The sequence below is a fragment of the Candidatus Defluviibacterium haderslevense genome, from assembly GCA_016712225.1.
In the GTDB taxonomy this organism is placed as follows: domain Bacteria; phylum Bacteroidota; class Bacteroidia; order Chitinophagales; family Saprospiraceae; genus Vicinibacter; species Vicinibacter haderslevensis.
Genome location: JADJRL010000003.1, coordinates 3,365,925 through 3,391,683, shown reverse-complemented (window position 1 = coordinate 3,391,683; position 25,759 = coordinate 3,365,925). Strand labels below are relative to the sequence as shown.

8 protein-coding genes are annotated in these 25,759 nt (G+C 36.0%); 4 read left to right on the top strand and 4 right to left on the bottom strand.

Annotated features, from left to right (window positions below; translation table 11 throughout):
* Positions 1–161: 161 nt before the first annotated feature.
* On the bottom strand, positions 162–11,876 hold the full coding sequence (locus IPK88_13195) for an HYR domain-containing protein (protein MBK8244378.1): 11,715 nt from the start codon (positions 11,874–11,876) through the stop codon (positions 162–164).
* A gap of 521 nt (positions 11,877–12,397) precedes the next feature.
* On the opposite strand from IPK88_13195, the gene IPK88_13190 reads away from it, so the two are divergent.
* From IPK88_13190 to IPK88_13175, 4 genes are all read left to right on the top strand, one after another.
* A complete protein-coding gene (locus tag IPK88_13190; protein ID MBK8244377.1) occupies positions 12,398–15,802 on the top strand; it encodes a T9SS type A sorting domain-containing protein in 3,405 nt (1,134 codons plus the stop codon).
* A 435-nt stretch (positions 15,803–16,237) separates the two neighbouring features.
* Positions 16,238–18,295 carry an Omp28-related outer membrane protein gene (locus tag IPK88_13185; protein MBK8244376.1) on the top strand — a complete coding sequence of 686 codons (2,058 nt, stop codon included), beginning with the start codon at positions 16,238–16,240 and terminating at the stop codon, positions 18,293–18,295.
* Between the two features lie 170 nt (positions 18,296–18,465).
* Positions 18,466–20,529 (top strand): Omp28-related outer membrane protein, encoded by a 2,064-nt coding sequence (locus IPK88_13180; protein ID MBK8244375.1) that lies wholly within the window; start codon positions 18,466–18,468, stop codon positions 20,527–20,529.
* A 94-nt stretch (positions 20,530–20,623) separates the two neighbouring features.
* Positions 20,624–21,823: a pyridoxal phosphate-dependent aminotransferase gene (locus tag IPK88_13175; GenBank protein MBK8244374.1), complete on the top strand. Its 1,200-nt coding sequence runs from the start codon at positions 20,624–20,626 to the stop codon at positions 21,821–21,823.
* 22 nt (positions 21,824–21,845) lie between these two features.
* On the opposite strand, the gene IPK88_13170 is transcribed toward IPK88_13175, so the two are convergent.
* The 3 genes from IPK88_13170 to IPK88_13160 are packed head-to-tail and all read right to left on the bottom strand — an operon-like array spanning position 21,846 to position 25,753.
* Positions 21,846–23,270 (bottom strand): amino acid ABC transporter substrate-binding protein, encoded by a 1,425-nt coding sequence (locus IPK88_13170; GenBank protein ID MBK8244373.1) that lies wholly within the window; start codon positions 23,268–23,270, stop codon positions 21,846–21,848.
* A complete protein-coding gene (gene guaA, locus IPK88_13165; protein ID MBK8244372.1) occupies positions 23,227–24,762 on the bottom strand; it encodes a glutamine-hydrolyzing GMP synthase in 1,536 nt (511 codons plus the stop codon). The genes IPK88_13170 and guaA overlap by 44 nt, the downstream gene beginning before the upstream one ends.
* Positions 24,763–24,817: 55 nt before the next feature.
* Entirely contained in the window at positions 24,818–25,753 is a 936-nt protein-coding gene (locus IPK88_13160) for a transcription antitermination protein NusB (protein ID MBK8244371.1), read from the bottom strand.
* Positions 25,754–25,759: the final 6 nt, after the last annotated feature.

Here is a 25,759-nt window from a genome sequence, read left to right as displayed (position 1 = left end):
GTTGTGTTGTGTTCATAATAAAAATTTTAACAAACATAAAACTAATTAACAATAATTCCAAATTAATTTTAAACATTTTAATAAAATTCAGAATAATTAACTAATAAAAAAGGCCTGCCAAATATATAGCAAGCCCTTTTTATTTAAATTCTGTTGAACGATTATTCTACTACAATCATACGCTTTGTAGAAGTATGATCCGCTGCATCTAATTGATAATACAAGACTCCTGATACATTTAATTCACTCTTTGTGATCTTATAAGTATTCAAGCCTTTCTGTCCTGACAATTCGTATACTCGAACCACTTTACCCGTAACATCGTATACTGTTAATTTAACAGCAGATGCTTCCGGTAATCGGTAGCTGATAACACTTTCTTTGTTGAATGGATTCGGTTCGTTCTGATACAATTCGAATACACCTGTCTCTACGATGCCTGTTTCTGTGCGTACGCCTAATTTAACCTCTTTCACTTGATCAAGCTTGTCATAAGCTTCTGCTCTCGTTACATCGCTGGTGATGCTGATCATTCTACTGATATTGCCACTTCTTGTTGCTTTAAACACGATGCTGTACAATACTTCGTTTGATTTATAGCTTTCTCCCACATTTGAGTTCCAGCTTGTTGTGATCACTCCACTTCTGATAGTGCCGATATTGCTCTCCGTTACATTCAAACTTCCTCTTTCTACACCTTCGTATACTAAACTTTCGTTGTCATACTTCATCGTAAATTGATATCCTGTTATTCCTGCAAAATCATTTGATCTGATATCCATTCTATAGGTCTGACCTGCTACCACATTGCCTTCTTCGATTACAAAATTCAGTGTTCCTGCTGTTCGAATTGTAGTTCCATTCAATCCAGCTTTCGCATTACCATTCACATCCCCCATCTTGATGGCCATAAAGTTCTCTTTGTACTCTATTGGTGATGTTGGTATTACAATTGATGTACGTGGTGCTGTCCATGGTTTCGTAGGATCAAAGAATGTGTAGGTACTTGGTACAAAGGTCCATGATGCCACTTTTGTAAATGTTGGTATTACACCTAAGATTAATTTTCTGATTTCAGAAATATCTGATGCTGTTATACTTCCACTTGCATTTACATCTGCTGCGATCAACTTGTATGGACTTGTTATTACTGTTTGACCCAGGATGTGTTTTTGGATCTTAACGATATCTGCAGTACTCACTCCGTTCAAGTGATCATCATTTCTCGTTGGCTTAATTGTGTATTCATCATTCACAACTAAATTACCGAATGAATAAGGACTTCCCGTCATTTCTCGCATCATCCTTGCATTGCGTTCTAACTGAACATTTACAGGTCTGGCTTCTTCATTTCCTTCGGTCATGATATTTCCTGTAATCTTAGCAAACGAGCCTACATTTAAACAGATGCTATCATTGTCTTGTACCACAATTATCGTCTTGCAATAGTCTTTGTTTCCTTCTTCATCTTCTACCCACATTTCTACATTGATTATTAACTCATCGTTTACTTTCGCATTTACAAAATCATCGCAACAGATCGTCAAACTTGGTTTGTTCGCATCACCATCAAAGTAGATCTTCAACTTATCTTTTGGTGTACAATTATCATAACTTCCGTGATCTAAATCTTTAGCCCATATATCCACACATCCTGATGATGGCATTGGAACTGTAATCACGCCTGTTAAGCAATATGGTGTCGGTGCTTTACAATCTTTGATTTCAAATAAGGTTTCGCATACACCCGTATTGCCGCAACCATCTTCTACATTCCATCTGATTTTGTGGATTCCTATTGGATACGTTCCACTCGCATTGAATGGATTGTGTCTGTCATCTGCAAATGGATTATGGCTATACTCTACGGTATCCCCTGCATTGTATTGTCGTTGAGTTAAGGTTCCTACTCGATAGTCCCAGCCTCCATGGATTCCTTTTCCATCATTGTATAAATCGATCTTATATTCATAGAACAACCAATCTATTGGTGTACAATTATCTGTCGCTGTAGCTGTTAAGCTAATATGACCTATGCATACTTTCAATGTTGGATCCAACACTGCTGGTTCGCATGGTCCCACACTACAGGTAACTACTGGTTTGTCCTGATCTCTTACTTTAATCACTTGTAATGCTTCCCATCTTCCAAAATTTGGATCAATAAATGGATCATATTGACACCAGTCTATCACTACCCATTTACGCAATACCTTGAAGCATGCATCAGGTTCTATGGTGAAGATCTCATCAAATTTTTCGATGGAGATTAACGCACAATTGTCATCTGCGTTATTCACCACTACTGGTTTACCCAATTGTGGATTCTCTGGGCTGATGTCTGCTCCACAACCATCGATTACGATAGCATTTTGGTTACATACGCCATTTGGCCATTGGATATCTGAATATCTTGGATCATTACAATTCAATGGATCTATAAAGAATGGATCACAATCTACTACCCAAATCGTTTGGATCGCATTCACTCGACTGTTGTTTGGTCCAGTGGCTGTGATAATACGTTGGATTTGTCCTTGACCGCACTCTCTTAAGTCATTAACTACAATCGTTGCTGAGGTTCCACAGGCATTGATTGCATATCCATCAAATCCCCATACTAACTCATACTTACGATCCCAATGTGCGGTATCGAACAATTGGTTGTAATAGTTGCACGCCAAATTTGGTGCAGGTATTGGCAATTGATTTGTTTGTACATAGCCTGGATATCCTGTGTATTGATTTCTTTCGCAGAACTTGTGACATACGATATCTGATGTTTTCACTTTTGCTCTATTCGATAAGCTGGTTACTACTCGACCAAAGGTTGGATCATTTGGATCTGTTGCTTTGTTGATATCAAACCAATACCAACAGCTTACAACCATATTTGGTGGTGCTACTACTGTTGGTACGCTCTTATCCTGTACTTCTACTTCTACCATACAATCACTGAACCTTCCAAACAATGCACTATTTGGATTCGTCATCGATACCGGTGTCAGTGGACCTGCTCCTGGATCTACATCAAATACACGCAATACAACCATGATTTTCTGACCTACATCTGCACAACAGAATTGAGTATAATCATCAAAGTATACCTGGTTACCTGCTAATATCACATTGTCATCGCCATTCAATCCTGCACATGCTACCGTATTATTGGAATTACTTCCACTGTTGGTTCCCAACAATTCTGCCATCCTGATAACTTTATACCATACATGTGGCTGACAGTTATCGAATGATCCCTCGTTGAGATCTTTTGCATATAATCTGGCATAGTTGGTTCCCGGATCTTGATTTCCATTGAGACTCACCACTGTTCTGGTTCTACATACCGCTTGTGGTGGTGTTCTGTCCAATACGTTTAATACAACTCGTTTCTTCGTTATATTCCCACAGCAATCCACTGCGATAATGTAACCATATTGTATGCCTTCCGGTAAATCTATCACTACAAATCCTGCTATTTCATCGCCCAATACCGTTCCATTTTCTACCTCAACGCTATAGTGTAATTCTTCTGAGCAATTATCTAATAACCATGGTTTTGGTACTTCCCATCTTCCCGTACATGTCCATGTTTCCATATTCACACGGGTGCTATCCGGATACAATACTTGTGGACCTTCTTGATCCATTACCTTGATGATTTGGTTGTGTCCGCCTACTTGTGACGTACACCAATCCAATACCGTCCATTGACGCAATACTTTATAACAACCTATTGGGCCTGCATTACAGTTTGGTGTCGCTAAATCAAATATGATATCCTGGAAGGTTATAGCTAAGTTTGCACAGTTCGATCCACTTGGGCGACCCGTTCCATGCCACATCACTCTTGTATCAGGACCCCAACACAATGGATTGGTTTGTGACCACTGTCTGTGTGCAGGATAATACACCACATCAGGACTTGGATGTCCGTAATTTGGACTATTTGGGTTATCTATACAGTTCCAGCCCAATACTCTTGGGATTCTTCTGTTTGGATAGATATTTGGTTGATTTGGATTAGCTCGCCAGTAGGCTGAGTCTAATAAATATCCGTCTACACATTCAGGGAAGTCTGCCATATGTGGACCAACATTCTTATTCGGATCGATTTTTTCGTTACAATTCAATGCCGGTTCTTCGATATTATCATAATTTCTTGGTACCGATACCGTTGCTAAGGTTCCTAGGCTTACTGTGATTTTTTGAACACAGGTCGATTTATTCCCTGATGCATCCTCTGCTGTCCAGGTTCTAACAATAATCAATTCATAACCTGCAGCACAGCCTCCTTGGGTTTCATTATCTCTATAACTTACACTAGCTCCTCCACAATTCTCGATCACTGTTGGCACTCCTGTTATTGAAGGTGTGGTTGCTGATGAACATGGCAAGCACGTATCTCTTGGACAAGTCAACAATGGGGCTAATTTATCTTCCACGGTAGCATGACCCCAACAGCTATTGCCTGTCTCAGGATCTATTATCGTTATTTTTAATTCTTTTCCAATTTCATTTCCATTGATTTGAATTCCCGGCTTTGTTAAATTGCGATCGATCAAACCACCGTTTCCAGTAGTTGTCCAATATCGAACTTGTACTATATAATCATCGTAGCAACCATAAGGACCACCTTCCAATACCATATCTGCTCCGATTGTAGCCTCACAGTTTTGATCTAATGAAATCTGTACTTCATCATTACATACTAATTCTCGAATTGGGTTGGCGTATTCTAAGACCGTGATACAATATTGACAAGTTACCGAATTTCCTCCGGCATCTGTAGCTCTAAAGGTCAGACATGATACCCCTCTTGGAAAATCACTTCCACTCACCAATCCTCCTGTTTGAACTACTGTAGGTGGAGGTGTACAATTATCTGTTGCGTCAGGTAATGCGAAGTTTATGATTCTACTACATTCTCCTGGATCCAAATGTACCGTATAATCCTTAGAACAATTGATAACTGGTAATATGTTGTCTTGAACGGTAACTTGTGAGATACAAGTTGAAAACAATCCACATGCATCTGTAGCTCTCACCGTAATATTTTTAATGCCAAGATCAGCACATGTAAATGTAGTTTGACTAGCAGTAAGTGTTACCCCGGCAGCACCCCCACAATTATCGGTTGCACTAACTATCATACCTGAAGGAAGGACAACTATAGACCCACTAAGTGGTACACTAACAGTGATATTTTTACATACAATAATAGGTACCGTTTGATCATTAACTGTGATGATTTGAGTACATGTACCTAAATTACCACATACATCTGAAGCGCTGTATATTCTAGTTAATGTGTACCGATTTGCACAGGTCTGATTGGTAATAGCATCACTAACGAAAGCCTTTGTGATGCCGATATTTCCACATAAATCTGCAGCTACTACTAAATTTGGATCAGGTGCTGGCACTAAAGATGCACACATTAATGTCGCTGGTGCTGGACATATGAGTGATGGATGGGTAATATCATTTACTGTTATCGTTTGACTGCAAGTCGTTGAATTTCCTGCTGCGTCTGTTGTTCTATAAGTTCTGGTAACCGTGTACCTATTGGCGCAAGTCTGGTTAGTTATAACATCTGTTAAAAATACAGTCGAATATGGACCAGGACAGTTATCCGTAACTATCACCAATGCGGGATTTGGCGCCGGAACGTCAGTTGCACAACCAACATTTAAGGCAACTGGACATACATTCGTTGGTCTTGTTGTATCGACTACCGTTGTTCTGGTCGTATCTTGTATACATCCGGGATGACTACCGTTTGGTACTCCATTGGCAGCATCAAAACTATATTTTACGGTGTGTACTCCTCGACCAAGAGTTGCCGGATTAAATGTAGTTGTAGTTGTACCATTAACCATAAAGGTACCAACACCTGTAGCTACACCACTATTATCTCCTAATCTGGCTGATCCTTGTAAAGTAAATGGTGGATCTGTGATACAATAAGTAGCATTCAAGTTATCAATTTGTGGATTAGGATAATAACAAGTCTCCCCTATAGAGCTTGTAAAAGTTCCATTTGATACCGTAACACTATAACCCTTAGCATCTATATGTCTACCATTAAGAATATACATACTCGTTCCATTTCCTACTGCCATCTCTGTCAATATGGTTCCTATCGGAATTAATACTGGCATGGATGGAGGAGCAGGACTTGTGGTCGTATACAATCCTGTATTTGCAGTTAAGGTCCATATTTGACCTGATGGTGCCGTAACTTTTACCTGTTCACCAAACTGTCCATTGGCAGTATTGGTCGCATTATTTAAACAAGAACACGGATCTGATATGGTCACTTCACAAAGTGTGATAATAATCGTATTATTTGCTGAAGGTCTGCATGATGTTGCAATTGGCGTTGGCGATAAAATTGCATACAAGAAATAATTTCCAGCAACAGGAATTGAGGTATTTAATACAGCAGTCGTTCCGCCTCCAGTTAATCCACCATTTGGTATGGTTCCAAGTACAGTCCCTCCTACATATGGATCAGGTAATGCTGAGAGGGAATACTTAAAGGTAATACCATATGTGGATCCCATATTCACTAAACCAGTCGCGGTTAAAGTTATGGGTGATGTTTTGCAAGTTACATTTGTACTTTTACTTAAGCCACCAATAGTTGGACATATAAAACATCCTCCTGGACCAACTAAACTTATACTCTTAGTTGAAGAACAACTGTTATTTCCTGTTACTGTAACAACATAAGTTCCCACACTTATATTTGTCTGATCCTGAATTCCATTAACTAGACCAGCACCATCAGAGGTAAACCAATTATAGGTAAATGGTCCAACACCTCCAGATACAGTTAAATCAATGGAGCCATTTAGTGAGGTACATGTAGTTGGTTCTACATGGGTTTCAGTTATTATTGGACTAGGTTTTATGTTAACCGTTGAACTTGCAGTCGCAGTACAACCATTTGACCCTGTTACGGTAACCGTATAAGTAGTCGTTATCGAAGGACTTACCGTAATTGAAGTTGTAGAAGCTCCTGTACTCCAGAAATAGCTTGACCCACCATTTCCAGTTAATGTTATAGATTGGCTTTCACAAATAGATGGATTTAATGGGGAAATAGACCCCGGAGGTGCTGGGTTAACCATCACGAATACGCTTGCAGTAGCTGTACAGCCATTTGCATTAGTAACAGTTACCACATAAGTGGTTGATGTTGAAGGACTTACTGTTATAAAAGATGTTGATTCACCAGTACTCCAAAAATAAGAAACGCCTCCTGAAGCAGTAAGGCCGACACTTTTACCTTGACAGATGGCTGGAGCTGACGGAGAAATACTAGCGGTCGGCAATCCAACAACATTTACTGTATCAACCATAACTACTTTACAGCCACCTGCTAAAGTCACAGTATCAGCATAAAAAGTGGTTATGGAAGGAGAAACGTTTATACTTGTTGTTACAGCGCCAGTACTCCACTTGTGGCTTATTCCTCCTGTAGTAGTAATCGTTGCCGATGCGCCAATACAGATAGTTTTATTGTTTGGCGTGCCTGAAGTTTCGGTTACTGCAATGGTGATGTCTGTTCCATTGAATTCATCTGCGCCTATATCTGGATTGGTGGTACTTCTAGTAGCACAATCAATATCCACAGTAAAACCAGATATAGGTGTAGCTGTTTGATTTAAACAAGCATTTGCCGGATCCATGACTAAATGCAAATTGGAACTGGAAACAAAAAGAGGAGTCACATTTATTGAATTTAAATCTCTGCCTGTTTCAGCTTGCCAATTGGCCAAGGTCAATTTTTGAGTACCCCCGGTAGCTAAAGCTCCAACAACTCCAATACCTGATAAAGAACCTCCACCTGGCGCAAAAAAGAAATTATTATAATCTGAAGTTAGGTTTGCATAGTTTCCAACTGTACTAGTATAAGCTAAACCTATAGCATAATTATTACCTGTGCCATTATTTCCGATGCTACCTAAAATATTATTTTTTATATCAACTATTGGTGTCACACCTCCGATTGCTAAAGCTACATTATTTTGAGAACCACCCGTACCTGTGCCACTTAATTGAACCGTATTATAATATACTTTAGTCGTTGAGCCTACTCCTCCACCAAGAAAAATACCTGCTGCAAAATCTCCACTTGTTCCATTTGCAAAAACTCCACTAACAATATTATTATCAATTATATTTGTTCCACTTGTTGCTGATGCTGCGGTAATCCCACAAGAAGAAAAAGTTCCAGTATTTGATATTACTCCAACCATATTTTTCGATACGGTTGTATTTGTAACCTCATTTCCAGTAAAACCTGTACCTGAAATGGTTGTCAAACCTAGTGCAATACCAAAAACATCTGGAGAACTTGTTTGAGAAATATTAGAAACGTTATTGGCCAACACCATAGCATTGTTCTCAAAACCTAATTGAATTCCACCTTTAGCCACATTGTCAGGGCTCGCAGAATTGATGAGATTTAAGTTTATAGTATTACCCTCATTTTTATTAGAAATTGAAGCACCTTGAGTGTAAATACCGAATTGGGTCTTTTTAATTGAATTGTTGATGAATGAATTAAAACTGTTTCCTGTACCTAAACTAGTTGTACTTATTGATGTAGAACCTGATCCGATACCAAACAATGTTGAAGTGTTTGATTGACCCTCAATATTGCAATTAAGTATATTGTTATTTGTAGCTCCATTACTTCCTGTTGCCGTTTGTAACCAAATAACAGCAGAAGTCGTGGAAGCATTGGTATTCATCATAGTTAAATTTCTAGAAGCCGTAACTAATGGACAAACACTATTAATTACGTTGCCGTTTGATCCATTAATTGTAACGTAGTCAGCACCATTTAACACAATAAGTCCTGTTGATGAAGATCCAGAAATAGTTGCATTAACTCCTGTATTAGGTTTAATGGTCAAAGTATTCACCGAAGATTGCCCTGAAACTTGATTAATTGTTATTGGAAAGGTCTCACTAGGATAAGTAGCGTCAATCAAACTAAAAATAACCGAACCAGTTACACAACTGGTATTATAAGCATTTACAGCAGCAGTTAACGTGTTGTAATTTCCTCCAATTCCAACCGTGTAAGTCCCATTTAATGCGGATAGCACATTCATTGTATATGGAGTTGCAGGTGGTATTGTTACATTATTAACATCGACTGCTGAAACACAGGATGGGTTTGAAGATATATTGGTCGGAGATTTAATATCTTGGGCAATAACATAATAAGATATTATATCACCTAAAATGATTCCTCCCAAATCTGCAACAACAATATTAAAATTCCAAAATCCATTCGTACTATTTCCTGATCCTAAAGTTCCTGGTCTAGAGAACCATGATCCTGCATTCTTTTTAAAATAAATTCGAGGAACTAATCCACCAGTTGTAGGTACACCAGATGCATCAATAATATTTACATTATTCAGCGCAATATCACCGGTTCCACAAGCAGCAAGTAAAGGTGTTAATATTATTCCCGGTCCAGAAATGTCATTTACAATAAAATTTCCTGCGTCAGCTCCAATATCAGTTGGAGTTAATGAAGATCTAGTTTGATTGTCATAATCTAATGTTATACTTGAGATATTGGTACCACCTGCCTCTACAACAGAACCAAATGATGCTGAGATATGAAGATCTACAGTTGAAGAAGATCCATTTTGGTTATTGTATTTTGGATCACCAGAAATACTGTTGCAGTCTTGACCAATTGCTGTTCTCCAATCTACCAATGTTAATTGATCAATAACATTATATTGACCTACGAAACCGCCCGTCCCAGTTACATAATAATCATTATAATTTAAAGTTAATCCTGTTGGGTTTGTTCCTGAACCTCCAACTTTAATTGCATAATGTTTACCAGTTGATCCACTATTTGATCGTGCATTATAAAAAATATTATTTAGGTAATTTCTAACATTCACAGTAATAGTACTATTCAAAGCAAAAGAATTAGAAGTTCCACTTGATACTGCAGATCCACCAATATAAATAGAGTTAAAATAGAAATTATTGGTTCCAACTGTTTCATTAATACCATTTATGATTCCACCAACATTAATATCTGCTCCAGATTCATCAATACCTAAACGGATCATATTATTAGCATACAATGCAGTACCACCGGTAATATTAATACCATTTATCTGAGCTGTTGTACTTGAAAATCCTAAGGAGTGAATCAAATTATTTGAATAGGTAATCGTAGTAGTTGATGTAGGCCCAGTAGCATTTATACCTGTAACCCAAACAGCTGAAGATGCATTTGTATTTTTTAAGGTATGAATAGTATTCAAGCTAATGAGATGATTCCCTGATGTCGATGTAGCACTTTGAAGTATACCAACAACCGAAGCAGATGTACCTGTACCAACGTTTGGTGCAGACATTGTGAAATTTCGAATGATATTATTAGTTATTGTGGCGAAAGGAAGATCATTTTGAATTCCGATGATCCTTGATGATGTTGCAGTAGCGGTATTGTTAATTGAATTTGTTGTTGTCCCACCAATTATATTATTACTTACTGTAGCAGCTTGGCCAGATGCCGTGTTTAATCTTATACCACAAAAAATTGATGACCCTGTAGTATTGTTAGTTACCGTAATACTTCCTATTTTATTATCAGAAATATTGGTAAAACTTGAACTGAAATTATAAATTCCATATACCTCACCGGTTGATGTAGATGTTGAACTAATTGAAATATTAGTAGAGTTATCTAAACTACCAATGGTATTATTCTTGGCATCAGATAATCCAACTAAATAAATCCCAAAAAAAGGACCTGATGTTGAAGTTCCTGAAAAAGCACCTGAAAGGGAAATAGCAGTTATAGTATTATTTTGTACTGTAGTTGTAGAAGTAGTACCCAAATTTGAAATATATATTCCATAAAACCGTGTAGAAGCCAATCCATTAAATGTATACGTGCCGGTAGCATTATTAGCTGAATATCCAATGACATTACCCGAGATCAAACAATTATTTATATTAGTACTTGCTAGCTGGATACTAGCATGCACTGTACCAGTCGTTTGAGTTCTTGCAGCCGTTTGGTAAAATTTATTATTTGAAATAATCCAATCAGCATTAGCGCCAGCAACATAGATACCATTACTCTGTGTTGTGGCATTAAAATAATCAAAAAACTCACAGTTATTAATGGTAATGTTGCTATTATAAGTGGTGGTTGAAGTAGTGGAACCATTACCATAGAACGTTTTGGTCGGAAGACCCGCCGTGGATGGCCCAAACTTACAAGATTGAAATTGATTATTATCATTTCCGGTAGTAATGGCACCTGCACCTATCCAAACATTTCCACCATTTGTGGTGCTACCCATTGTTGACGCTCCATTTATACTCACATTGGTAAATAAATTATTAGTTGCATCGCCTTGTAAACGTAGTGTACTGGTACCAGAAGTGGATGAAATGGTAGTATTATCTATTGTTAAGGAATTTCCTCCTGTATTTAATCCATCTACTGTCACATTATCTGCTCCATTTAGATCTATGAGTGGTAAGCCAGCTGTGGCGGCTCCAGAAATAATTCTTGCAGCACCTCCCGTTGGTTTTATCAATATCGATGTATAATTCGCAGACCCAGACCCGCTGGCATTTAAAATGGCACCCCCAACAGGCTCCGAAGTATTGCCTGAAATATTTAATGTGATGTTCCCAGTATGCGTTCCTGTATTGATAGCATCAAATGCAGCTTTAACTGTAGTATAAGACATCATTGTTGTCCCTCCGGAGGCAACCAAATCGACTTGTGAATAAATATTATTGGATAAAACAAATATAGCGGCAATAATAATCGAAAAACGAGTAAATCGTAATTTCATGAGCTCAGGTTTGGTTTGTTAAAAATATATTCTCATTCGCTAAAAAAACCACTATATCAATATTATATATATTATTAAATATATAAATATGTCATAAAGTAGGTTCTTAGACACGACAAATATGCGCATTAACAATTACATATCCTAATTTATTATATAAATACTATTATTATATAAATTATTGATTTTTATATATAACTGTCCGGAGTCCACTCCAATTTTGATTTCATTCAAAAAAATTGATTAAAAACTAGACCCTTCATCTAATCCTACCAATTTAATTTACTATTCAGAGTCACCAACTATGATAAAACATAGATACAAATGTGTTTTAGGTAAAAATCAGTGAAATAAAAACATATGTAGACGGGATACAGCTGGTTGTGCAATAATAAATGAATGGAAAGAATCAACCCAATCATATATGGGTTCAGAAGCTTATTATATTCTTAAAATATTTTAAGCTTTAAAGCAACAAATTGCTTACTTTTGATATCTTAAAGCTAAATAAACAGCGCTAAATGAAAAAAATCTACTATTCTCTCTTATTAATATTGGTATTTTCAGCTAACAGTTTTGCTCAAACCTGCGAACTTTCCGATCTGCAATTGACAGTTTCTAATTGCAATCAGGATAAGAAATTTTTTGTTGAAATAGATTTTAAGCATGCAAACACCAGTGAATGTTTCATAGTCAAAGGTGGAGGGCACAATTATGGCACTTTCAAATATATTGATTTGCCAATAACCATAGGGCCACTTGCCGGAGATTGTACCACTAATTATGAATTCGTTCTTTTTGATTGTAATAACGAAAGATGTAGACTCGACACCGTCCTTGGCAAAAAATGTTGCGAAACCAAAGATTGTTTAATAGACGACCTACGAATTGAAAAGGGAGAATGTAATTCCGAAGCGAACTTTTACGTTTCTTTGAATTTCAATCATCATAATACTTCTGATTGTTTTAATGTCAATGGAAATGGGGTTCATTATGGCACCTTCAATTATGCAAATCTTCCCATTAAAATTGGACCTTTAAAAGGCAATTGTGAAACTAATTATGGATTTGTGGTGCGTGATTGTGTCAAAGAACTTTGTGCAGCAGATATAGGATTGGGTGTAGTTTGTTGTGAATCAAGCGACACTTGTGAAATGTCTCATTTAGTCTTTGAGAAAACCAAATGTGATTCAAATAATCAAGTTTATATTTATTTTAAATTTAATCATTCTGGTGGCTCGGATTCATTCAATGTAAAAGGAAATGGTACATCATATGGCACTTTTGCATATTCTCAACTTCCAGTTAAAGTAGGTCCGGTAAATGCAGATTGCAGTACCCACTATGAATTTATATTTAGGGATAAGAACAATGAACATTGTGCAATTGATACTACAATTGAAAAAATCTGTTGTGAACAACAAGGTGATTGCGAATTAGGTGATATTAGATGGGAAAAATCAGAATGTAAGGAGGGCCAATTCTATATCTCTTTAAACTTTGATCATGCCAGAACTTCTGATTGTTTCAGAGTCAAAGGAAATGGACATGATTATGGTGAATTCTCTTATGCTAATCTTCCGATCAAAATAGGCCCACTTAAGGGCGATTGCACAACCGAGTATGAATTCGTGGTTGTAGATTGTAAAAATGAACACTGCTCTTCAAGTGTACAGGTTGGTAAAGTGTGCTGTGAGCAACAAGGTGATTGCGATTTAGGTGATATTAGATGGGAAAAATCAGAATGTAAGGAGGGGCAATTCTACATCTCTCTAAACTTTAATCATACCAATACTTCTGACTGTTTCAGAGTCAAAGGAAATGGACATGTTTATGGTGAATTCTCTTATGCCAATCTTCCGATCAAAATAGGACCGCTTAAAGGTGATTGCACAACTGAATATGAATTTGTTGTCGTCGATTGTAAAAATGAACATTGTTCTTCAAGTGTTCAAGTTGGAAAAGTGTGTTGTGAGCAACAAGGCGATTGTAAACTTGGTGATATCAAATGGGAGCGAACTGATTGCAAAGAAGGACAATTTTATATTTATTTAAAATTTGATCATGCCAATACTTCGGACTGTTTCAGAGTCAAAGGAAATGGACATGATTATGGTGAGTTCTCATATGCTAACCTACCAATCAAAATAGGACCACTTAAAGGTGATTGTACTACTGAATATGAATTCGTAGTAGTGGATTGCAAAAATGAACGTTGTAATTCAAGCGTTCAGGTTGGCAAAGTGTGTTGTGAACAACAAGGTGATTGTAAACTTGGCGATATTAAATGGGAGCGAACTGATTGCAAAGAAGGACAATTTTATATTTATTTAAAATTTGATCATGCCAATACTTCGGACTGTTTCAGAGTCAAAGGAAATGGACATGATTATGGTGAGTTCTCATATGCTAACCTACCAATCAAAATAGGACCACTTAAAGGTGATTGTACTACTGAATATGAATTCGTAGTAGTGGATTGCAAAAATGAACGTTGTAATTCAAGCGTTCAAGTTGGTAAAGTGTGTTGTGAACAACAAGGTGATTGTAAACTTGGCGATATTAAATGGGAAAAATCAGACTGTAAAGAAGGTCAATTTTACATAACACTGAGCTTTGATCATAGCAATACTTCTGATTGTTTCAGAGTCAAGGGGAACGGACATGATTATGGTGAATTCTCATATGCGAATCTTCCGATCAAAATAGGTCCACTGAAGGGCGATTGCACTACAGAATATGAGTTCGTTGTAGTAGACTGCAAAAATGAACATTGTAATTCAAGTGTCCAGGTTGGAAAAGTGTGCTGTGAACAACAGGGTGATTGCAAAATTGGTGAAATTCACTGGGAACGTACAGACTGCAAAGAAGGTCAGTTTTATATATATTTGAAATTTGATCACGACAATACTTCGGATTGTTTCAGAGTCAGAGGAAATGGACATGATTATGGAGAATTCTCATATGCTAATCTTCCGATCAAAATTGGACCACTTAAAGGCGACTGTACCACAGAATATGAATTCGTTGTGGTAGACTGCAAAAATGAACGTTGTAATTCAAGTGTTCAAGTTGGAAAAGTATGTTGTGAGCAACAAGGTGATTGTAAATTATATGAATTAGAAGTCAAACCTTCCGATTGTAATGACCACAAGCAATTTTATGTTACCATCAATTTCTTGTTCAAAAATACAAGTGATAGTTTTGATATAACCGGTAATGGTAAAAACTATGGTCGATTTGCATTTGCTAAATTACCTATTAAACTAGGTCCTTTTGAAGGCGACTGTACCACTAATTATGAATTTGTAATTACAGATTACAAAAACAAATTATGTAAGGTTGGAAAGTCGTTGGGAAAAATTTGTTGCAACAAAGAAGAAACTTGTGAAATTTATGAATTGTTAGCCACTCCAATAGAGTGTACTGGTCAAGGTCAATATTCATTGCGTATTGATTTTAAACATAAGGGTACAAAAGGTGTAGGATTTGATGTTTATGATCGTAATGGATCTATCGGGTTTTATCCTTATTCTTCCCTTCCATTGACAATTCCTAATTTCAAACGCAGCGGCAATACTTATGATTTTATTAAAATATGTGAAAACGATAATGAAAGATGCTGTAAGGCTATAGAATTCAAACCGCTCATTTGCTTTACAACAACACCTGGCGGATTTTCTTTGGGTGAAATTATTCCAACACAAGGCTTATCATCAGGAGAAGTTCTCATTCAGTCCAATGTAAGTTTCCCTGAAACGTTCCAATTCAAGATCTATGATGTTAAAGGAAGCCACATACCTGTAGAAGTTTTAAGCAGAGATGCACATGTAATAAGAATATCAAGTAAAGAATGGAAAGAAGGTGTTTATATTCTGCATACTAATTATGATAACAAAAATAAATATTTCAAAATATTAAAATAAAAAAATTAAAGTTTTGATTTAGTTTGTTTTTTCTAAACTAAGACCAATTGTATTTCATCATTTCAAATGAAAATGCAATTGGTCTTTTCATTTAATACTTAGCTCTTTTTAAATAAACATTTCGCTTGAATTAGAGTATTCCATACTTGGAATAAACTTCATTTTAGGTCTAAAATCATAAATCATTAAAGACATCTATTAAGCATAAATAGATAGTTCCAAACAAAAAAGCAAAGCTCTGTTACGCATCCATTTACTTACAACCATTTTATCATGACATTTTTAAAGCTATATTTATATTAATTGATAACTATATTTATAATATACATATAATAAAACGATTATATATTACTGATTTACACAATGTGTTAATTATGATAATCCAATACCATTTAGCTAATAATTGTCTAGATTTGATTTCATAAAACAAACAACATGAAAAAACTTTTACTCCTTTCTAGTCTATTATTAATACATGCATTAGTGATCGCTCAAGCACCAAAATATGTATTATTCGAACATTTTACCAATACATCATGTGGCCCTTGCGCCCAACAAAATCCTGGATTCCAAGCAGACCTGATTATTCCCAATGCCTCAGTTGTCAGACATATTTCATATCATCCTTGGTGGCCATCCAACACGGATCCGTTTTATCTCTATGATGTCCCTACTCAAACGGATCGAACTATGTTCTATGAAGTTAGTGGAGTACCTGATGTGAGGTTAAATGGCAATGTAAAAAATGGAGGACCAAGCTCTTTTTCACAAGCAGACATTGATCAAGTTCAATCGGAAACGAGTCCCATTTCTCTAGATGTTAGTTGGTCTGATTTGGGTTCAGAACGAAAAATTATTGTAAAAGTAAATACTGTGGGTGATAAACCAACTGGAGACTTTACCTTACAAACTGTGATTATAGAAAAATTAGTAACCCTTCCCGTTCCAGCAGCAAACGGTGAAAAAGAATTTCCCAACGTCATGCGTAAAATGCTTCCAGACGTTAATGGGCAAGCAATTACATTAGCTGATAAAGGAAGTACTGTGATTCAAGAATATACATACTCAGAAGATGCTTCCCTCCAACTAGACAAATTAGAAGTAATAGCTTTTGTACAAAATAATGATACCAAAGAAGTCTTAAATATCGGGTCAACTTTCGACCCTGCTATTATCACACAAAACAGACCAACTACTGTGGTAAAAAATTTAGCGGCAACTAAATCAACAACATTTGAATATGAATATTTGAATAAAAATTCACAAACAGAATCATTATCTATTAAATTAAATTCAGATCAACCTTCCAATTGGAAAAAATCAATGGCCATCGGATCTCAAACTTATATAGATGAGGCCACTGTAAGTGTAGAAGCAGGAAAAACTTTAAAGGTAATCGTGAATATTGAGCCCGGTATAACGCCTGCGGTATCAACTTATACTCTTAGTGTTTATTCCGCAACAAATCCAAATATCGCCCCTATCAATAACCGAATGTATGTCATTTCAGGAATCTCCGACTTAGTTGTACATAATAGTTCAGCTACCGGTGATGGAAAGAAACATCCAATTGATTGGAAAACACAATACGATGAAGGTTTTAACTTAGCTAATGGCACTACTTATGGTCATGGTACAGAATCCATCTTGAAAAATGCTGTAAAAGATAAGGCCATGGATGGAATAAAACACATTTATTTTAATGCCGGATGGAGTTTTCCAGCTTTAACTTCAGAACTTTCTACAACATTAAAAACTTTTGCTGAATCTGGTGGAAATATCATGATATCGGGTCAAGACGTTGCTTGGGCTACCTTTGATCAGGGAACCTCTAACACTTATGCTAATGAAGAAGCTCAAGATCTGGCCACCCAAATCATGGGTGTAGACTATGTAGATGACGGAGCAAGCACATTAACTAGATTTACACCAGTGAAAACCGATGCATTATTTGGAAATGAGCTGCAAAGTACCTTAACTGCTTATTACACTTCCACTTATTTTTTTCCGGATCGTTTAAAAGTATTTGGAACAGGTGTGGCTACGCATAATTACAATGGATTATTAAATGGCACAAACTGTGCAGCCATTCGAAATCAGGGTCCCAATTACAAAACATATTGGTTGGCTCCTGGGGTAGAACAATTATCAATAGCTACAAGAAAAGAACTTATAAAATTGATTTATAATTGGTTTCATGGAATTATCTCTTCGACGGATTTTGATTTGCAAGCAAGTCGACTCGAATTGGGTCAAAATATTCCAAATCCTGTAAGTGAAGAAACAACAATTTCTTATTCACCTATTCCAACTGACCATATGATTTTAAAAATTTACGATGTTAATGGATACAACACTGACATGCAATTATTAAAAGTTGGTCAAACAAGTTCAAAAATAAATGTATCAAACTGGAAGTCAGGAATTTACTATTACAACATAAGTGATTCAAAAACCTCAGGATTGCCTCGTAAAATGATCGTCATTAAATGATTTATCTTGGGGACATTTGTCAGGCATTATCTGATTAACTATTCCCCTTGTAGATTATCACTTAATACCCAATGCCAATTGCGAAAAATTGGTGGAATTTAATTTTTGGGCTTATTTGTTATTTAAATGTTATATTTGGCACATTATTCATCATTAAATTATTATTAAATATGAACAGAATTTTACTTTTTGTTTTTTCATTTATACTTCTGGGTGCACTCCAAGCCCAAACTTTTAAAGACGACATGGAGAAGTATAATGTGGATGATTATATTGCGGCATCCGATGCTACCTGGACAGTTTGGAGTGGTGCAAATGGCGAAGGCACTGATGAAGATGCCTTAATCACTAATGAAAATGCACACTCCGGCAAAAATTCAATTAGATTAGAAGCTGGATCAGCAGCGGGAGGTCCAACAGACTTGGTTTTACCTTTTGGAGGTGAATTAAATGTTGGTACTTTCAAATATGAAATGTGGATTTTTACAGTAGCGGATCAGGCTTCTTATTTCAATTTTCAAGCTAAGGCTAAAATTGGAACTACTTGGGCACTTGACAACTATTTTGATGGCGATGCCAAATTTAGGTGTTCGCTAGGTTCCGCATCAGCAGAAAATTTAGTTGAGGTGGATTATGCTCCTGACACTTGGGTTAAGTATACCTTAATTGCTAATCTTACAGACAATGTTTGGGAAATATTGTTAAATGATGTCAGTGTTATTAAATTCGCAAACCCAAACAATAGCATTGCATCCATTGATATTTACCCTAATTATATAACAGGCTCAAATACAAGAGGATCGGGTTCACTATTTTATGTTGATGACGTCTCTTTCGAATTGATTCCATTTGTAAAACCTAATTTAGATGCAGCCGTTCTTAACATTAATTATAAACCAAAATTTATAAGCGGTGCAAACGGTGCTGGTTCAATTAATGTTAGGAATTTAGGTATTACACCAATAACTTCTATAGAAGTAAGTACTAGAGTCAATGGAGGAACACCAACTACGACTACCATCAGCAATTTAAATATTCCATCATTGGGATTTAGTTTGGTCAAATTGCCTGCTTACCTTTATACACCAGGAAAAAGTACTATGGAAATTGAGATTTCTAAAGTAAATGGAACGGCTGATGACAATGCTGGAAATAATATTAAATCACTTGATTTATTAGGAGTAGTTCCTGCTCCAGATAAGAAAGTAGTAGTTGAAGAGGCTACCGGAACATGGTGCCAATGGTGCCCAAGAGGTGCTGTTTATTTAGATTCTATGGCCAGAACATACCCTGACTATTTTATTGGAATTGCAGTTCATGGTGGAAGTACAACAGAACCGATGATGGTTCCAACTTACGCTACTGGGATAACCACATTTCCTGGATTTTCAGGATATCCAAGCATCATCAATGACCGCAAAACATTAAGTGACCCATTAGCTGTTGAAACAGAATTTTATAATTTAATTACTGAACCTAATCCTGCTAAATTAACAAATGGTGCCAGATGGGATTCCGTTAAAAGAGAATTGGTTATATCTGTGCGAGCAGATTTTAATTCTGATCTAACAGGTGATTATAGATTTAACATGGTTATTGTTGAAAATGCAGTCAAAGGAACCGGCACACCTTATAACCAAGCTAACGCATATGCAGGAAATGCAAACGGCCCTATGGGAGGTTATGAATTGTTAACTAATCCTGTACCTGCTTCAAAAATGACATATAATCATGTTGCACGAGCAATATTGGATGGCTATGCAGGTATTCCTGGATTTTTATCCAGTACTATTAAGAAAGGTTCTAGTTATTTCATCAACTACACATATATAGTACCGGCAAACTTCAAAGTTCAGAATATTAAATTGGTAGGATTATTATATGGACCAAATGGTGAGATTATTAATGGAACGGAGACCTCTATTGCGGAAGCTGTTGCCAATGGAATTGTATTGGATGTTGACCAAACTATTGAGCCATCTACGGTAATAGAACTAAGTCCAAATCCAAGTTCAGATATCTCTTTAATTCAATTAGAATTGGCTAAACCTTCCTTTGTAACTATGGAAGTTAATGATTTAGTAGGAAAAACCATTTCCCATAAGTCATATGGTCAATTGGATGGAAACATTGAATTACCTATTCAAACCAATCTTTTACCTACTGGAACTTATCTCGTAAAATTATCTATTAACGGTGCAATACAAACCAAAAAATTGGTTGTAAGCCATTAATTAATTCATATCACATTATAAAAGGAAGTACTCATTATTTTGGGTACTTCCTTTTTTATTTAGACCTTTGCAGAATTCAAAAAAAGACCTCTGGATGAATACATTTGAAATTGCGGATCGTGTAGCAGGAATGAATGAATCGGCTACTTTAAGAATGGCTCAAAAAGCTCGTGAACTTACAGCCCAGGGTTTTGACATTATCAATCTAAGTCTTGGCGAACCGGATTTTGATACACCACAACATATCAAAGATTCTGCAATAGCTGCTATCCAGGCAGGAATTACAAAGTATACTCCGGTATCCGGCGCTTTGGATCTCAGACAAAGCATCTCAGAAAAATTTAAGAGGGATAATTCATTAAATTACTCCCCTACCGAAATCATTGTTTCTAATGGAGCAAAGCAGAGTTTTGCTAATCTGTGTTTTGCTTTACTTCAAGAAGGTGATGAAGTCGTATTACTTTCACCCTATTGGGTTTCTTATTATGAAATTATTAAATTAGCAGGTGCAAAACCCATCATCGTCCATGCCGGTGTGGATCAAAACTTTAAACCAAAAGCAGAATCAATTCTAAAAGCTATTAGTCCTAAAACCAGAATGTTGGTTTTCTCTTCGCCTTCAAACCCAACTGGTAGTGTATTTTCTAAATCTGAATTAGAATCATATTGCAATGTTTTAAGATCCTATCCTAATATCTTGGTTGTATCTGATGAAATTTATGAGTATATCATTTTCGATGAAATCCATACCAGTATTGGTTCATTAGAAGGAATGAATGAACGGACTGCAACTATTAATGGTTTTTCAAAAGGGTTCTCGATGACCGGTTGGCGATTAGGGTATATGGGAGCACCTAAAGAAGTTGTAGATGCATGTGTTAAAATTCAAGGCCAATTTACTTCAGGGGCTGCATCTTTCACCCAGAAAGCGGGATTAACGGCACTAACTACACCGTTGACACCTACCTATCAAATGCGAGATGAATTTAAAGCGAGGAGAGATCTTCTATTAACTGAAATAAAAACAATTTCAAATTGGAAGGTTAATATGCCTCATGGGGCCTTTTATATTTTGCCTGAAGTTGATTTTTATTTTGGAAAGCGGAATCAAGACCATATCATTTCCAATGCAGAAGATTTAGCTCTGTTTTTACTACATGAAGCAAAAGTAGCGGTAGTATCTGGTGATGCATTTGGAGCTCCGCAATGTTTGAGAATATCTTATTCATTATCCAAAGAGAAGATTATCGAAGCTATTCGGAGAATCAAGCAAGCCTTGGATCAATTGCATTGATGTGAATGATTTTTTACAAGAATTAATCTATAATTTTGAATTTGTTGCTCCTTAATTCAACAATTTTAATAAAAGAATTTTCAAAATAATCGGCATCCATAGGGTCTTCTGAAATTTTCTTGGATTTATATATGGGCATCAATTGATAACTCGTCTCCAAATAATTTGCAGTAGTATTCATATCTTTCCATTGAAACTCAGGTCCGTAATTTCTCAATGCACGAATTGAAAACTTTACAACATCATAACCCTCCAAGGCTTCTTCTGTAGGATATTCACGATATTTCTCAAAATATTTTTTCTTAAAATTGCGCACATCGGATTGATCATTATCTATATAATTACTAATACTCAATCTGATTTTTTGTATGTTGAGGTAATCAATAATATCACTTTTTAATTCTAACCATTTATAAGTACCATAAACTACTACATCCTTGGTCCCCTTCTCAATGGATACCCTTCTCAAAAATTGATAAATATAATTTTCATCTTTAGAACTAGTTAATGGCAGAATAAATACAGTAGAACCCTCTTCTTTTAAAAGTGGGGTTAATAATAATTCCTGGGAAGTTCCCAATTCATCTTCAAGAATAACCTTCTCTGAAATAGATTCAGAATACAATGTGCTATCATTAAAAAATCTAGACTTGGACTCTTCAGTAGATTTAGAAATCAAATAAATATTTTTAACCGGATAATTTTTTCTTGCATGCTCATTCAATAATTTGTAATGTGCTGCTAATCCTGCTTTCGCCTGTATATAATATGGGTTTCTTTCTGTTATGGTAGAACTACTTACCCAAGGACTGATTAAAGATGTCTCATGTGCTTTTGCCCATTCGGCAGTAAATTTTACAGATTCTGATTTTTGAGGTCCAATGATTAAATGAGGTGGAGTTGTTTCATACTTCGCTAAAATATTTTTAGTATCATCTCCGGATTGTGTATCATAGACATCTAAAATAATTTTTTTTCCCGGCTCATTATCTAATTCTTCCAATGCCATTTTGATTCCTGCATAAAATTGGACAAAGCGCAAACTTCCTGTATTGATTTTTGATGCAGTAGAATCATTATCTAATGTTTTAAATGGCATTAAAGCTAAGACCCGATATGCTGTATCTTCTTTTACAAATTTATTTTTTGTTTTATTTTTCTTGTTAATCACTACCTGGTCTGAAGGATTAGTGGATTGATCAGGATCGGATTTTACAATTACTTTATCTTCGGGAAAAGATTTTTTCCAAACAATAGTATCTACTTTAGCCGGCAAATGTGAATTATTTTTATTGCGATTGTTTGTTTCCGATTTATCTGTTTTAGGAATCGTGTGCATAGACGATTTCTTTACAGCGCACGCTGATAAAAACATCATGAATAGTGTAATGACTACTAATGAGCTATTCCCATTCAATAGTGGCTGGTGGTTTTGAGCTAATATCATAGACTACTCTATTTATTCCTTTTACTTTATTAATTATTTCACTAGATATTTTTGCTAAAAGGGAATGTGGTATTTCACTCCACGATGCCGTCATACCATCTAAAGAACTCACCGCCCTTAACGCCAGAACATATTCATAAGTTCTCTCATCCCCCATAACTCCTACCGTCTTAACTGGAAGTAAAATAGCTCCTGCTTGCCATATTTGATCATACCAACCAAATTCCTTTAACAGATGAATGTATATGGCATCTGCTTCTTGGAGTATTTCAATTTTTTCTTCTGTAATTTCACTTAATATTCGAATCGCTAATCCAGGACCGGGAAATGGATGTCTATTAAGGATAATACTTGGCAAACCTAAGGTACTACCGACTCTTCGGACTTCATCCTTGAATAATAACTTTAAGGGCTCTATGATCTTTAATGCCAAATTCTTGGGTAATCCGCCTACGTTATGATGCGACTTTATCGTAACTGATGGTCCAAAAACCGACACAGATTCTATTACATCCGGATAAATAGTACCTTGGCAAAGCCATTTCACATTTGGAAATTCTTTAGCAGCTTGTTCAAACACATCTATAAATGCTTTTCCAATCGCTTTGCGTTTTAATTCCGGATCAGAAATTCCTGATAAAGCATTTAAAAAATACTTTTTAGCATCAATGCCCTTTACATCTAATCCGATATGTGCATAGGCGTCAAGAACTTCTTGAAATTCATTTTTTCTTAATAATCCATTGTCAATGAAGAAACATCTTAATTTATTTCCGATTGCTTTATGCATTAACAAAGCCGCTACAGAAGAATCAACTCCTCCTGAAAGCGCTAATAAAACTTCATCATTTCCTATTTGTTTCTGAATATCTGCAACAGTATGTTCAACAAATGAAAATGGTGTCCAAGAAGCCTCTAATTGGCAAATTCCAATTAAAAAATTGCCCAGTATTTGGGTTCCATAAGGACTATGAACGACTTCAGGATGAAACTGTACAGCGTAAATGGGATGCTCAGTATGAGTGGATTTAAATGCTGCTATAGGAATATCGTCTGTTGCCCCAATACATGTATAATCCTTAGGTAATTGGGTAATGGTATCACTATGTGACATCCAGATTTGACTTTCATTAGGAATTCCCTCCCATAAGGCATCTGATCCCAATTGTTTCAAATTCGCATTACCATATTCACGATGCTTTGATGGACTAACTTCACCACCAAGCTTTGCTGCAATTAATTGAGCTCCATAACAAATACCCAAAACGGGACACTGACTTGCAATCTTATTCAAATCAACACTTGGCGCATTATCTTGTCTTACTGATGCAGGACTACCTGATAAAATAACTGCTTTGATATCTTCACTTTGCCAATCGATTGTAGCATGAAATGGCACAATCTCGCAATATATATTCAATTCTCTAACCCGTCGAGCAATGAGTTGAGTTACCTGGGAACCAAAATCTAAAATAAGTACTTTCTGGGACATATATAATTTGATCTATGAATGGATTTATGAAAAGGATAAAACAGGATAAATAAAACTATTCTTCCAGTAATCCTCTGCCTTCCTTAATGATGTGTCCTTGCTCAATCAAGTTTTTTAATAATTTATCTAAAACCCCATTGACAAATTCTTTAGACTTATCTGTACTATAATTTTTAGATAGTTCAACATATTCATCAAGAGATACTTTAGTTGGGATGGTTTTAATGTTCATCATTTCCACTATGCCCATTTTTATCAAAATCATATCAATTATCGCTACCCTTTCAGAATCCCAATTTTCCAAGACAGGATTAATCAGATTTTCTAACATTTCATTTTCGTAATACGTCTTTTCCAAAAGGAACTCACCGAAATCTTTGACGGTATCTTCATCTGGAATATGCTCTTGATAAAATGCTCCTTCTGTAGGTAATGCCTTCAAGGATTTCTTTAATGCTCCAATGACTAAAGATTTATCATCTGTCCAACTTGCAAAACGATCATCCATGATTTCGTTAAATAGTTCTGCCTTTCTACAAGCTCTGTATAGTTCTAATAGAATTTCGATATAATCATCTTTCGTGGAATCAGACAAAAGGAATTTCTGATAGGCTGCCTCTTTAGAAAAATCTTTATAAATCTTCCTAAACATATCATCATCAAGACCTTCCTGAAACTGTTCTCTTTTATACCTAGCTTGAAGTGCTTTGTTTTGCACTAAACTAGAAATGAGAGGGTTCGTATATAATTTATCAGAAAACTTAAGATCCTCTTCAGTCTTTAGGTGCTTCTTAGTTCGATTAATACCATCTTCGACAGCAAATGAACATACTTTTTCAATACAATAAAGATTCAGTAAATACAACAGAAAGGTATCGTCAACAGACTTAAAATAGGCTCTTTTTGCTTGGGCAAAAGTCAACTCTTTATCTTGCTCTAAACTATACAATTGTTGCATCACTTTGACGCGAACATTTCTCCTACTAAGCATAAACCT